At 41.7% G+C, this 13,965-nt stretch carries 18 protein-coding genes and 1 pseudogene; 3 read left to right on the forward strand and 16 right to left on the reverse strand.

The window, feature by feature from the left end:
• Positions 1–67: 67 nt before the first annotated feature.
• The 9 genes from ATS75_RS09730 to ATS75_RS09770 form a co-directional block, all read right to left on the reverse strand.
• Positions 68–646, reverse strand: coding sequence for a YqaA family protein (locus ATS75_RS09730; protein ID WP_058560246.1), 579 nt, complete (start codon positions 644–646; stop codon positions 68–70).
• A gap of 9 nt (positions 647–655) precedes the next feature.
• A complete protein-coding gene (locus tag ATS75_RS09735) occupies positions 656–1,294 on the reverse strand; it encodes a protein-L-isoaspartate(D-aspartate) O-methyltransferase (protein WP_058560281.1) in 639 nt (212 codons plus the stop codon).
• Entirely contained in the window at positions 1,284–2,048 is a 765-nt protein-coding gene (gene surE, locus ATS75_RS09740; RefSeq protein ID WP_058560247.1) for a 5'/3'-nucleotidase SurE, read from the reverse strand. Before surE ends, ATS75_RS09735 begins: the two co-directional genes overlap by 11 nt.
• On the reverse strand, positions 2,049–3,077 hold the full coding sequence (gene truD, locus ATS75_RS09745) for a tRNA pseudouridine(13) synthase TruD (RefSeq protein ID WP_058560248.1): 1,029 nt from the start codon (positions 3,075–3,077) through the stop codon (positions 2,049–2,051).
• A complete protein-coding gene (gene ispF, locus ATS75_RS09750; RefSeq protein ID WP_058560249.1) occupies positions 3,074–3,556 on the reverse strand; it encodes a 2-C-methyl-D-erythritol 2,4-cyclodiphosphate synthase in 483 nt (160 codons plus the stop codon). Before ispF ends, truD begins: the two co-directional genes overlap by 4 nt.
• Positions 3,553–4,254, reverse strand: a complete 702-nt coding sequence (gene ispD, locus ATS75_RS09755; protein WP_058560250.1) for a 2-C-methyl-D-erythritol 4-phosphate cytidylyltransferase — start codon at positions 4,252–4,254, stop codon at positions 3,553–3,555. The genes ispF and ispD overlap by 4 nt, the downstream gene beginning before the upstream one ends.
• Positions 4,247–4,534: a cell division protein FtsB gene (ftsB, locus tag ATS75_RS09760; protein ID WP_058560251.1), complete on the reverse strand. Its 288-nt coding sequence runs from the start codon at positions 4,532–4,534 to the stop codon at positions 4,247–4,249. The genes ispD and ftsB overlap by 8 nt, the downstream gene beginning before the upstream one ends.
• A gap of 71 nt (positions 4,535–4,605) precedes the next feature.
• Positions 4,606–5,223, reverse strand: coding sequence for a hypothetical protein (locus ATS75_RS09765; protein WP_058560252.1), 618 nt, complete (start codon positions 5,221–5,223; stop codon positions 4,606–4,608).
• Between the two features lie 64 nt (positions 5,224–5,287).
• Positions 5,288–5,764, reverse strand: coding sequence for a DUF2947 domain-containing protein (locus ATS75_RS09770; RefSeq protein WP_058560253.1), 477 nt, complete (start codon positions 5,762–5,764; stop codon positions 5,288–5,290).
• Positions 5,765–5,823: 59 nt separating this feature from the next.
• On the opposite strand from ATS75_RS09770, the gene ATS75_RS09775 reads away from it, so the two are divergent.
• Genes ATS75_RS09775 through ATS75_RS09785 form a run of 3 tightly spaced genes read left to right on the forward strand, consistent with a single transcriptional unit; the run spans position 5,824 to position 8,152 of the window.
• Positions 5,824–6,063: a DUF1653 domain-containing protein gene (locus ATS75_RS09775; protein ID WP_058560254.1), complete on the forward strand. Its 240-nt coding sequence runs from the start codon at positions 5,824–5,826 to the stop codon at positions 6,061–6,063.
• A 51-nt stretch (positions 6,064–6,114) separates the two neighbouring features.
• Entirely contained in the window at positions 6,115–6,963 is an 849-nt protein-coding gene (locus tag ATS75_RS09780; protein WP_058560255.1) for an AAA family ATPase, read from the forward strand.
• Between the two features lies 1 nt (position 6,964).
• Positions 6,965–8,152, forward strand: a complete 1,188-nt coding sequence (locus ATS75_RS09785) for a vWA domain-containing protein (protein WP_058560256.1) — start codon at positions 6,965–6,967, stop codon at positions 8,150–8,152.
• 57 nt (positions 8,153–8,209) lie between these two features.
• Here ATS75_RS09785 and ATS75_RS09790 read toward each other — a convergent pair whose 3' ends face one another.
• The 7 genes and pseudogenes from ATS75_RS09790 to ATS75_RS09815 form a co-directional block, all read right to left on the reverse strand.
• Complete coding sequence (locus tag ATS75_RS09790; RefSeq protein WP_058560257.1) at positions 8,210–9,499, reverse strand: S41 family peptidase; 1,290 nt, start codon at positions 9,497–9,499, stop codon at positions 8,210–8,212.
• Positions 9,500–9,673: 174 nt separating this feature from the next.
• A complete protein-coding gene (locus ATS75_RS09795; RefSeq protein WP_058560258.1) occupies positions 9,674–10,216 on the reverse strand; it encodes a DinB family protein in 543 nt (180 codons plus the stop codon).
• Positions 10,217–10,340: 124 nt separating this feature from the next.
• Positions 10,341–10,928 (reverse strand): alpha/beta fold hydrolase, encoded by a 588-nt coding sequence (locus ATS75_RS09800; protein ID WP_235591166.1) that lies wholly within the window; start codon positions 10,926–10,928, stop codon positions 10,341–10,343.
• Positions 10,880–11,206 (reverse strand): alpha/beta fold hydrolase, encoded by a 327-nt coding sequence (locus ATS75_RS20620; protein ID WP_235591167.1) that lies wholly within the window; start codon positions 11,204–11,206, stop codon positions 10,880–10,882. The genes ATS75_RS09800 and ATS75_RS20620 overlap by 49 nt, the downstream gene beginning before the upstream one ends.
• Positions 11,207–11,716: 510 nt before the next feature.
• Entirely contained in the window at positions 11,717–12,025 is a 309-nt protein-coding gene (locus tag ATS75_RS09805; RefSeq protein WP_058560259.1) for a hypothetical protein, read from the reverse strand.
• A 422-nt stretch (positions 12,026–12,447) separates the two neighbouring features.
• Positions 12,448–13,454: pseudogene (locus ATS75_RS09810) on the reverse strand (transposase).
• Between the two features lie 228 nt (positions 13,455–13,682).
• Positions 13,683–13,965 (reverse strand): LytTR family DNA-binding domain-containing protein (locus ATS75_RS09815; RefSeq protein WP_161936894.1); only part of this gene is annotated, 283 nt, incomplete at its 5' end.

The raw sequence follows: 13,965 nt of genomic DNA on the forward strand, positions 1-13,965 counted from the left end.
ACATAGCCTAGATAATATTTATTCACGGTGTTTTGCCCTCAATCCTTTAAACTGTCTCTTTTAGCGGTTAACGCAATAAAAAGTAAGCGACAACCACTAAAGCGACTAATCCCCAGCCAAGTGCTTCAACATATTGACGTAATTTTTGTTCCATTTTCACTCCACCCCATTTCATCAGTGCTGCCACTAAAAAGAAACGCGCGCCTCTGCCAACGGCTGATGCAAGTAAAAATGGTAAAAATGCCATGTGTAACAGTCCCGCCCCAACTGTAAACACTTTATAGGGTATAGGTGAAAAACCCGCAATAAATACGACCCACACACCATAATTTTTAAACCACTCTAATGCGACATTAAACTTTTCCTGCCAACCCATTTGAGCAATCAGAGGCTCAACAACGGGTTCAAAGAGCCAAAAACCTAACAGATAACCTAAAACACCACCTATCACCGATGCAATCGTTGTAAAGCTTGCAAAGCGCCACGCTTTACTTGGCTGCGCAAGTGCCATAGGCGCTAACATTACATCTGGTGGGACCGGAAAAAAAACAGATTCAGCAAAACTCATACCTGCTAAATAACGTTCTGCGTGGCGATGCTTCGCCCACACTAAGGCCATATCGTATAACTTAGTAAACAATTTCAAAGTGGTTTCCTATTCAATATCACCAGGGACTAGTGGAACGAATCTCACTGGTGCAATTATGTGTTGAGTAAATTTATTATCTTTTCTAACAACCATAACAAGTTGCTGTTCTTCATTGCCAATCGGGGCAATCATCACGCCGCCATCGGCTAACTGATCAAGGAGCGCCTGAGGAACATGGGATGCTGCAGCCGTGACAATAATACCTTCAAATGGTGCTTGGGATTGCCAACCTTGCCAGCCATCACCGTGTTTCATCGTGACGTTGTACAGATCAAGGTTATGTAAACGGCGTTTAGCTTGCCATTGCAATGCTTTGATACGTTCAACAGAGCAAACTGTAGTGAACGTTTTAGCAAGTACAGCGGTTTGGTAGCCTGATCCTGTCCCAATTTCGAGCACTTTATCACGAACCCCAGCCAATCGCAGTAGCTCAGTCATTCGCGCAACTATATACGGTTGTGAAATCGTTTGGCCTTGGCCAATAGGAAGTGCTGTATTTTGATAGGCTTTATGTTTAAGCACGTCATCAATAAACATGTGGCGCGGTATTGTAGCAATTGCATTAAGCACCAACTCATCTTCGACACCTTCTCGTGCGAGCAACTCAGCCAAAGCCTGGGCGCTACGAGTATAATTAGACAGCACCATTGACCTCCATCGTTTTGAGCCAATCACCCACCGCTTGTAAGCTTTCTTTCGCTGTCATATCAACACTCAAAGGCGTAACCGATGCAAAACCATTATTGATTGCATGAAAATCAGTCCCTTCACCGGCATCACTCTCTGCACCTAGCGTGCCGTACCAATATATATCACGTCCCCATGGATCTTGCTGCTTCGTCATGGTTTCGGCTTTATGACGTGCACCCAAGCGGGTCACTTGCACGCCTTTTAGTTCGCTCAAGGGAACATCAGGTACATTAATATTTATAATTTGATCTTTTGGTAACGGATGAGACGCCAATTCTTTAATGATGCTCACGGTCACCGCCGCGGCTGTTTCAAAGTGGTTACCTTCTTTAGAGCACAGTGATACTGCAACCGCAGGCAAACCTAAATGCCGCCCTTCCGTTGCCGCCGCAACCGTGCCTGAATACAAGGTGTCATCACCTAAATTAGCCCCATGGTTTATCCCCGCAACGACGAGATCGGGCTTTTTATTAAGTAACTCGTTAACACCTAAATGCACACAATCAGTGGGCGTACCATTAACTGAAATAAATCCATTTTCAAGTGTTGTTGCACGCAGTGGGTTCATTAAAGTAAGTGAATTACTTGCCCCACTACAATTTCGGTCAGGTGCTACGAGAGTCACCTCTGCAATGTGAGATAACGCTTGATAAAGGACCGCTATCCCCTTGGCATTTACGCCATCATCATTACTTAATAATATCTTCATTTAAGCTTCCTTTTCTTTATGAACCCGAGGGCTTGCATCGGAGTAATCCACCAGCTCACGAAGTAGCGCTGTTGCAAACGTCCCTTTAGGTAACCCAAAACTTAACTTAATAGTGCGCTCATCGAGCGTTTCAACAGCCAAATCCTGCGGTATTAAACGTAACATTCTGCGCTCATTTTTAAGCCCTAACTCACCAAGCCCATCACACCACTCTTGGTAAGGTTCTAGCCATGTTTTTTCTTGCGTTGTTAAACCTTTTTCGCTTTTACCCACCATCGGGGCCGACATCATAATATCGCCAGAAGCAAGTCTTGCAATATTCTCATCGCTGATTGCATCTTCAAAAAACGCATTACTGCCGCTTAGCATAAATACCTCACGGTGCATTGTTTTAGCTAAACCATGCTCAGCAACACGTAGATTGACAATTTGGTTAAACACATGTGACCGCGCAGCGGAAATAATTAACCCACGTAATTTTTTATCGCGAATGCGCTCGCCTGCAAACATACGCTTTGCCATTTCAAGATTATGACCATCGTGACCAAAACGTTGCTCACCAAAGTAATTAGGCACACCAGCACGCACTGCGTTAATACGACATAAAATATCAAGAGGCTGCGTAACATTACGCAGGGTAATGGTAAATTTATTGCCTTTATGGCACCCCGTGCGCAATTTACGGTTATGGCGTTGCTGCGAAATAATAAACACAGACTCACTGTTAAGCTCGGTAAAGTCGATTTCTTTTTTAATTGGCACAGGCACACTAAACCACTGGCTACAGACACCATGACGGTCTTTCATACCAGCGTAGCTTACATCGCGCGGTGAAATGCCCGCTTTTTGCGCCAATAACTTAGCCACATACTGTGTATTTTCGCCTTTTTTCACGACTTGCAAACACACATGCTCGCCGCTGCCAGTAAATTCAATACCTAAGTCTTCATCTACCATGAAATCTTCGGCAGTGGTTTTAAAATCAGCCTTAGATAACGGTTTACCGTATAAGTAGTTTAAATCACTCATACTGACGCTTTACTCATGATCACAACAGCATGACTTGATATACCTTCTTTACGCCCTTCAAATCCGAGCTTTTCAGTGGTGGTCGCTTTTACATTCACTTGGCTAATCTCTGCGTTTAAATCAGCCGCTAAGTTTTTACGCATAGCTTGGATATGTGGCAGCATTTTAGGCGCTTGAGCTACAATCGTCACGTCAGCATTACCAAGCACATAACCTTGTTGTTTAGCCAAATCAACTACATGGCGTAATAAAATACGGCTATCAATATTTTCGTATTCACTGGCAGTATCGGGAAAGTGCTTGCCAATATCACCCATTGCAAGCGAACCTAAAATGGCATCACATAATGCATGAATAGCAACGTCACCATCTGAATGTGCTAAAAACCCTTGAGGATATTCAATCTTTTCCCCACAAATCGTTAATGGGCCTTCGCCGCCAAACTTATGAACATCAAAGCCGTGGCCAATTCTAATCATGATGCGTTCTCACTGTATTGTTTTTGAAGTAAAAAGTGGGCTAAATCTAAATCTTCTGGTGTGGTTATTTTTATATTATCGCTGCGACCTGCAACCAATTTAACCGGTTTATTAGCCCACTCAATGGCTGATGCCTCATCAGTAATTGCAATCTGCTGAGCCAATGCACCTGTTAAGGCTTCCGTTAAATCGGTGTACTTAAAAAGCTGTGGCGTTAATGCTTGCCATAAATCATCCCGCGGCACTGTTTGTTTGCTGTGAGTATGGCCGCGTTTTATGGTGTCTTTTACTTTAGCGGCGAGAATACCGCCCTCACCTGCATGTACGCATTGCTCTATTAAATTATTAATATCGCTAATATCAACCAAGGGTCTTGCAGCATCATGCACCAGCACCCAATCAGGTGGCGAGTCAGCAAGTGCTAACAAACCGCTTAAAACTGAATCAGCGCGTTCTTTACCACCGCTAGCACGTATAACTCTGCTATCTATAGTAGGTAACTGTGCATAAAATGGGTCATCATCGCTTACAGCTACCACGATATGAGTAAGCTGTGAAATAGCAGCAAGCTTAGTCAGTGTGTGCTCTAAAATAGTTTTACCCGCTAACGTTATATATTGTTTTGGTGCAGTATGTTGCATACGGCTACCAACCCCTGCGGCAGGTACAACAGCGGCTATTGAGTATTTATTAGTCATTGTATTGCTGCCCGGGTAAAACACGTATAAATGTTTCACCGGGTTTTATCATTCCTAATTCGTTACGAGCGCGCTCTTCAACGCCCTCTTGGCCAAGCTTTAAATCTTCGATATCGGCTTTAAGTACTTTATTGCGCTTGATTAAATTGGCATTGGTTTCTTGATGGGAGTTAACCGCAGTTTTCAAACGACTATAATCTTGCACACCATTGTGGCCAAACCACAATTTATATTGCACAAACAGTGCTAAACACAGTAATAAAAATTGAAACAATCGCATGAAATACTCCTTGAACGTTGCTCTTCCAGTATAAATTTAAATGCTCACAATAAGGCTACTGGTTATAATCGTTAAGAACACAAAGGTCGCTTTAAGTTTCGCCAATTAATATTACTCGCAAGCAACATTTCTCTCAGTGACAAAATACGCGGTGTACTGCGTTTAGAAAAACGCCACTGGTGGCCACAACAAGCAGCCGTCATGGTTGCCTTACTTGGCTTTAGCAACACCGTATTTTGGCCTTCTAAACCTCGCCCCTGGTAATCAAACCAACCGTGTTCATTACAATGAAGTTTATTGTCGCTTACTTGGTCGATGCTGTCTATTGCAACCCGAGTGAGATTAGTGTTATTAACTAATAACGGCACAATTAAACCTAGTTTTTTATTGAGAGAGTAGAAATCTGCAAGGTCATTTTGAGTTGGCGGCTTGGCTTTTTGCTTATCAAGCCAACTGCCATTTTGTGGATCGAGTACAAAAGGGGCCGTACCATTGACCACACGCGTGGCCGCGCGTTCTATGTAATAAGGTAAGCTTTTTAAAATAGCACGCAGCCGCTGCTCACTTGGCTCAGTTACTAAACGCGCAATTTCCCTTGCATAAAAGGCATTACACAGTTGGGCATAAAGCACTCGTTGTGCATCAGATTGCCAAATATTCGTTTGCTGATGGGGCTCGCTCGCAGTCAACGTATCTACTCAAAAACACTTAGTTACGTATTTTATAGCATAGTATTGACTGCTTTTTAAGCGCCTAAGCGGGCTTATTACCCAGCTTTGCATCCCCATTTTCTAAAAACTGCGCCACTGCATCACGCTTTTTACCCAGCAATAAACTACCATCCGCTAAAAACATGAAGTTTTGCCAATTACGCTTAAACACATCAAAACTTGTTTCGATGATGTTATCGCGTGCGATACAAAAATACACGGTTGTGTTCGCTTGCCAATCTAGATGGGCTAATATGGCCTCTGGGGGTAACGCTTCGCCCTCTTCCCAAGCATCTTCCCAACGAACGGTTTCAGTAAAGCTTTCTTCTTTGCCGCACCAATCTGTTTTATCAAAAAAATCGGGATGGTCATGTTCCTTACTCACCATGGTACTCCACAAGACAGCAGCGCGGTCATGACTCATTGGCTTAATTAAAGCAAGGTCTTGCTCAGAAACGGGGGCGTCTTGATGACGAAAAACCCAGGCTTTTTTGTAATCATTTAACGAAATATAGTTCATAGTATTGGCAAATTGGTTAGCATTAAAAGTGCGACACAAATTATACAAGAGATCAAAACATGACTACAGCAATAAAACCACATCCCCTCAAATCAGGCATATACCAACACTACAAAGGCCCACAATACAAAGTGTTTTATGTCGCCACGCACAGCGAAACGCAAGAGCCGCTCGTGATATACCAAGCATTATATGGTGAGCATGGCATGTGGGCACGGCCACTGAGCATGTTTTTAGAAACCGTAGAAAAAGACGGCCAAACCATCCCCCGCTTTGCATATCTTGGCGATGCCACTTAGATATGGCATCATGGCGAACATCATTACTGCTCAGACCAGATAGGTATTTACGTGCAATTTAATTCTACAGATAACTACATCGCAAGTAACTCGTTAAAACAAGCGGTGAATGCGGCAATTTTGCTAGAAAAGCCACTATTAATAAAAGGCGAACCTGGCACAGGTAAAACAATGCTGGCCGAAGAGCTGGCAAAAAGTTTAGATACCACGCTTATTCAATGGCACATTAAATCAACCACCAAAGCGCAGCAAGGCTTATATGAATACGATGCGGTTTCACGCCTACGTGATAGCCAGCTTGGTGATGAGCGTGTGCACGACATCGGCAATTACATTGTTAAAGGCAAACTTTGGCAAGCCTTTACCTACGGCGAAGAGAATAATAAACGCCCAGTATTATTGATTGATGAAATAGACAAAGCCGACATCGAGTTCCCAAACGATTTATTACTAGAGCTGGATAAAATGGAGTTTCATGTTTATGAAACTGGCGAGCGCGTCGTTGCAAAACAGCGCCCTATTGTGATCATCACCTCAAATAACGAAAAAGAACTGCCTGATGCCTTCTTACGCCGCTGCTTTTTCCACTACATTGACTTTCCATCAAGCGACGAAATGCAGCAAATTGTTGATGTGCATCACCCCGATGTAAAACAAGATTTAGTACGCCAAGCGCTCGAAGTGTTTTTTGGCCTACGTGAAGTCAACGGCATTAAGAAAAAGCCATCTACCAGCGAGCTACTTGATTGGCTTAAACTTTTAATGGCCGAAGACATCGACGCTAAAACCTTGCACGACAAAAGCCAAAAAGGCGGCCTAATGCCGATGTTTGGTGCGCTTTTAAAGAACGAGCAAGACATCAGCTTAATCGAAAAACTTGCCTTTATGAGCCGCCGTTAAGATGTTGATTGCGTTTTTCTTCAAACTGCGTGAATACCGCTTACCGGTGAGCATGCGTGAGCTGCTTGATTTAATCAACGCGCTAAAAAAAGGCGCGGTATTTGCCGATATCGACGGGTTTTACTATTTAGCCCGTACCATTATGGTTAAAGACGAAACCCACTTTGACCGTTTTGATAAAGCCTTTGCTGATTACTTTAGCGGCATTGCCGATCTCGACCTACTCGAAAGCTTAAAACAGCAACATGATTTACCTGATGACTGGCTGCGTAAAGAGTTTGAAAAACACCTAACCGATGAAGAAAAAGCCCAGCTTAAAGCCATGGGCGGCCTTGATGAGTTAATGAAAACCCTGAAAGAGCGCCTAGAAGAACAACAAAAACGCCACGCTGGCGGTAACAAATGGGTCGGCACCGGTGGTACATCCCCCTTTGGCGCCTATGGCTATAACCCTGAGGGCGTGCGCATAGGTCAAGACGGCAACCGTAACCGCCGCGCTGTAAAAGTGTGGGACAAGCGCGAATACAAAAACCTCGATTCAGATCGCGAAATTGGCTCACGCACCATAAAGCTTGCGCTTAAAAAACTACGTAAATTTGCCCGCACTGGCGCAAGTGACACGTTAGATTTAAACGAAACTATTCGTGCAACGGCCAAACAAGGCGGCATGCTGGATGTAAAAATGGCACCTGAGCGCCACAATGCGGTAAAAGTGTTAATGCTGTTTGATATCGGCGGCTCAATGGATGATTACATTCACACCTGCGAAGAACTGTTCAGCGCTGCCCACAGTGAGTTTAAACACTTAGAGTTTTACTACTTTCATAACTGCTTATACGAACATGTTTGGCAAGATAACCAACGCCGCCATGCAAACGTTATCGACACCATGGCGTTAATTAACAAGTTCACCAGCGACTACAAAGTGATATTTGTTGGCGACGCCACCATGGGCCCCTATGAAATCGCCTACCCCGGCGGCTCTGTAGAGCACTACAACGAAGAGCCCGGCAGTGCCTGGTTAAACCGCATCACCAACCACTTTGATAAAGTCGCGTGGCTCAACCCACAACCCGTTGAACACTGGCGTTACTATCAATCCATTGATTTTATAAAGCAGCTAATGGACAACCGCATGTACCCGCTGAGTTTAGATGGCATTAGTAATGCGATAAGGGAGTTGAGTTAATCGCTCCCTACAAGTTTAGGCGCTGAGACCTAAAATTAGCGCCTTGTGTTTAAAAGGTCACAACGAAGCGACTTTAACGCCAGTCATTTGCAGCTCACCATTTGGCCTTGTCAAAATAAAGCGCGGGCTGACCATCTGCAAATTGCTGTGTGTTAAGTTTAAAAACTGGATCCCGCCTGTTTGAGTGCTTCTTCCTGTTGTGTTTTCGCCAACCAATGGCGCAATCGAAAAGTCTTGTAGGGTGTTAGCAAACACAATAGCCGACGAATAAGTATAAGCCCCTATTTTTACAGCAACATCCCCAGTAAAAAAGTTAGCAAGCTCAGGCTCTGGCTGTATAAAGCGAGTGTTCTCACCAGACTCAATTTCACCTACTATTTGGCCTGGGTCACGATACTTTAACAACACCTTAGAGCGATAATGGGAAAAGTGACGATAGGGTACATCCGTTATATAGCGCATAATTCCCGCCATCCAAAAGTCATCATCACCACCGCCATTATTGCTGATATCAATCACCAAGTGCTTAATGTTTTTTTCTTTTAGCTGAGTAAAAGTGGCGTCCATAAAGGTAAGGTATTGCTTAAAATCAGGCCATGAAAATGAATTAACAGTCAGGGTTGCCGACTCACCTGCATACTCAACATGAAAAGTATCTGCAAATGAGCGTTCAACCATGCTTTGTGGCATGGATTTGCTCGCAGTGAGAGTGAGATCTTCATCTGCCAACGTAATGCTAAATTGTTCTGAGTAACCAAACGTTAAATAAAATAAACGATGAAATTGACGCGCTAATACTTCTTGCCTAAATTCATCAGTATCACCATGCGTGCGGCGTAATAACTGAGCCATGACTTGCTCATAAGGCATGCCATTTATTGCCTTTATTTGTTGCTCAGCATAGTCACTCTTGGTACCGCCCGTGTTTGATTTTATATAAAGTTGCTGGTTTACAATCGCAACTTCAAATGGAAAAAGCCCCATGCCACCACTGACCCATTTACGCCATTGCGACGTAGAAGCATGCCCTACTTTTAAGTGCCCATCAGCCAATGTTGAATTTAATACCGCTATACGTGCCCATAACTCCCGCACGCTAATATCGTCAGTAATACCTGCGGTTATAGTGTTTAGTTGCAAGTAAAAAGCATCAATATCGGCCACACTGTGTTTTAGATTAGGGTGCGTACTGTGCAGCCATTGTGACCATTGCGCAACATCTTGCTTTGCTTGTTGAGGCGTGATTCTTTGTTCAAAAGGTAGGTTAGTAGCCTGCACGGGCTTAATACCCACAAAGCTTACTAAAACCAATAACGCTATATTTAAAACCTGCTTTAAGTAGTTCATACAAAACCTTTATTATTGCTTTAAAACTTAGTCGCAAAAGCTGTTATAAAGGTTTAAATACAAAGTAAAAATATGTTTTATCAAGTAGGTGAGTTAACAACATCTCAGTGCCAAAAAGCGAATAGTAAAAGGCAAGACGCGAGCCTACTGTTACGCGCCCGTTTAAACGACCTTTTATGCTGACATTTCGGGGATCTCGTACAAAAAGTCCGTCGCACCAATATCATGCCCCATTTGATTTAATAATGTTGAAACTTGACCTCTATGGTGAGTTTGATGGTTAAACAAATGGCTGACCAATTCACCAAAATTACGCGAACTTTTAATACCTGCTGTATTTGAATACTCTAGATTTCGATTAAAGTCAGATACATTAATGTCTTTATCAAGCCAGTTTACTAGCGCAGAATCCACCTTTTTTCTTACACATTTATATAATTTTAAATCGGGGTATAAAACATCACTTAGACTTTTGGGTTTAGGTAATGTAGTAACGCATTTAAGTGATACGTAGCTTTCTGAATGAAGATTAAAACGAGACAACCAAATAATATCACCGACAAGAATATGATTTAACGTACCAATAATTGATTTGAAATACGCACCTTTATTTTCAGTTAAATCTATGGGGCTTAAACTTTCAACAACGCTTAATATTTGATTGTTCATTCTATCATTATACTTAGCCATCATTTGAAAGTGACTCTCAATGTACATATTTACTCAATCCTTTTATCAGTACAAGTCATGATAAGCAGCGTTTTATGTTGGCTAAAATAAGTGGGGAATGAACGCTTAGTCAAATTTAAGACGCCCATTCGCTTTGTCACCTTCTTAAACCTCATTTGCTGACAAGTTCCTTAATGCTTTTTACAACCAAATCACGGTCTGCGATGTGCAGGTGATGCTTTTCTGATTCCGAATAGATAACTCGGCTATTTGTAGATAAATTTTTAAAGTAACTCTCTGCATTAGCATACAGGGAGTCCATTGATTTGGCGATTTCCTCAGGAACAAAAGGAGGATCATAACGCTCTTCGGTCTGTTTAGCGCGTAAAATTATAATAGGTTTATCACCGAAACTCGCTGCATTAGATAAGGTTGCGTAGCTTTTCATATGATCTACGTTTTCAGGAACTCTTTCAAACATTGGATCATGAACACTTTGCTCAAAATTATAATAACGCTCCAATTTTTCATTGTCCGTTTTAAAGTTTTCAGGCCACCTTGTACCCATAGTATAAAAGTAGCCTAAAGGAGGTGGATCGATTAGCACAGCCCCCACCACTTCTTGTGGATATAGGTTATTGAATGACGTTATGACATATGATGCATATGAGCCACCAGCGAAATAATAGGGTTGCTCAATTTCCGCCGTGTTCAACAAATTATGAAGTCGAGTTGCCATTTCATCAACAGTGAAAGGCACAGGGCCCTTTTCAATTTCCCAAGGCCTGCTCGATCATATAAACAAATACTGAAATCATTTTTCAATTGTTTAATGTTCTCCAACCACACCCCATCTGAACCAGAGCGACCAAAACCCTGCTCAAGTATCAGTCGAGGCTTATCATTTTCGTAGCACTCAAGATACAACTTAAACCCACCAACGTCATATAACCCAGACTTTGTTGCTTGTAATTCCTGCTCTGTACCTAACGCACTAAAGCTAATAAAAATTGAAAATAAACATAGTATTGATTTCATTTAGACTCCATTCTCTCGGTGAGGCTTAACAAGGCTGTAGATTAACTCGTTTTAAATTTATTCTTTTATTGATGAATCAACCATAGCCGAGTTCCTATTTTGGTTCAATCAGTTATCGCTATCTTATATATAATGTAAAAAGAGGGTTTACTGTTGTTTTAATGGATGTTTTAAAGGAGATTACAGGTGGCTAAGTGGCATATTTCGGCTGAAAAGGCCCCCCTTTTTAAATGCAGCCTGTTTTGCCGCTTTTCTATATTATGAACAAGGCAATACAGTTGCCGCAGAATGAAGTGAATGCATCCACTTTCGTTTGTTATTTATTTAAAAAGCTTTTGATGTCTGAAGTCAAAATTTGATCAAATGTATTCTCAAAAAAGTTGCACTGATTGCATGTATAAGAAAGATGATTGTGATCTTAAATTCAATGCTTAGAGATGGAGTTTTATGGGAAGCGCCAAAAGTTTAAAATTACCTATTGACGCCATAGTCGCTTGTTATATGGCAGAGCTACCAAAAGCGCCACCATGGTTTTTTATTAGGAAAGTTAAGAAGTTTAACGTTGTCATAGCAGACACCACAAAGAATTTTAATATTTGCAAATTCCTCTGGCTCCCCTTCCCACTCTCCAGTTTTATTTACTAAATTTTCGCATTCAGAACACCAAGCGTCAGGTCTAGGATTTCCTGGCTGCTCAACTGACCACCAAAAACCTCTTGGATTTCCATCTCTCAGACTCTCGACTGTGTGCTGACAGACAAAAGTTTGTTGCTGCTTACCATGTTCGCAACATTCAATATACTCAATTTCATCAGCCATACTTCAGTGCCATATAACGAGCCTGTAGATTAACTCGTTTTAAATTTATTTTTTATTGATGAATCAACCATAGCCGAGTTCCTATTTTGGTTCAATTAGTTACTTCAATTTCAGATAAAATATACAAGAGGATTTACTGTTTCTTTAATTGGTGCTTTGGAAGGCATCACAGGTGTTTAAGTGGCTTATTTCGAGAGGTATTAGCTAGAGAGTCAAAAAAGGACAGACACATATTTTTGTCAGAAAACTTTGCGCTTCTCCCATCGTGGGTAACCGTATCATTATTTTTTGCGCACTGTTAGTGTTAGTTACAGCACTTAGAATTCAGTTGCTTGGCAGGAATTTTAGGTATAAAGGCAAATCGAGGTCAACACTTTGTTTAATAACGTGCTTTTTAAGCAAACCAATAAAGATGCAACTGTTCAACCTGCGCCTTTGTACCATTTTACATCGTTGCTGGCGGCTTGCTGCTTTAACCGTTGTTTGCTGCCTGCAAAATTTGAGTACTGCTGTCTAAAACGTTGAATTGATTCAAACCATTGCGCTTCTTCTATATTCAAAGTCAGGAGCACTTTTGGCATGCTTTTGTTGATATGCCCTTTTTTCTTTGGATCTATGTGGCGGCCACTCCAGTCGACTAATTCAATGTAATCCAGTAAGGCAAAGGGGATCGTACCTTTAATATGATTACCACCAAATGGCTTTAGCTGTGCTGGTTGACTTTCATGTTGAACAGTATCTTTTTGTTTGAGGGGTTTATTCGCTTTAACCGTGTCTGTGTTAAAGGCTTTGAAATGCGCTATACGCTCTTGAATTGAGGTGAAGTCACTGTCTCTTCAAGTGTATCGGCGATGTTTGCTCTGATAGGATTCAAGTCAACGTAGGCCATGCAACTAAGCACTGCGGTTTCATCTAATAATGATTGTGATTTGTAGCGTCCTTCCCAGTACTTGCCCGTACAGTTATCTTCTTTATTCGCTTCGCGGGCAATATATTCATTGAGGTTTTTCATATACCAGCTGATGTCATAGAGTCGCTCTCGCCATTTTGCGATGATTTCATTGAAGAAGAGTAAGCTTACCTTATCTAACTGCTCTCCACTTAAGTAGCGATCAAGTAAAATATGGCCGTTATAAAGCTGATACCAGCGTTCAATTACTTCATCATCAGACCAATCAAGAGCTTGTCGCCTATTGACATTCACAACAAGGTGGTAGTGATTACTCATAATTGCGTAAGCGGCAATATCTATGGCAAATACGCTACTTAATAACTTTATCCGCTCTACTAACCACTCCCGCCGATGATCAAAGTTTTGACCTGTGTATTTATCATCTCCACACAAAAATGCGCGCCTAACACATCGTGAGATCAAGTGATAATAAGATGTGGATGCTAAATCAATCAGCTTTTTTCTTGCACGAGTCATAAAATATCAACTTTAGTTTAACTGTATATAACAACAGTAGTTGATACTGTGAGTTTTGCAAAAAATTTGTGCCTGTCCTATTTTACTCCCTTTGAATAACAGAATAGTCATGGGGTCTATATTGATTAGTTTTCAAAAGCGCGCTCAACATTGAGATAGTTCGCATTGAAGTTCAGTGGCTTAAAATTTTTTTGTCAGCCAATAAGTTAACTTATTTCAGTAGGCAAATTACAACGCTAACATTGACTTAAATACACTGGCTTGACGGCGCGACACCTCAGCTATGGCACCGCTTTTTAACATAAGTTCTAAGCCGCCGGAGCTGCAAGGGGTTATATTAACAATTTTATTTAATTGCACTATATTCTGTCGGCTTATTCGAAAAAAACTGTCACTAGGTAGGCGCGGTTCAATTTGCGCAAGTGTTCTATATATCATAGGTTTTTTATCTTCAAAATATACACGAGTATAATTGCCCATAGCTTCAAAACGTTCTACTTGATCAAGTTTA

Source organism: Pseudoalteromonas sp. H105, assembly GCF_001469215.1.
Taxonomy (GTDB): Bacteria; Pseudomonadota; Gammaproteobacteria; order Enterobacterales; family Alteromonadaceae; genus Pseudoalteromonas.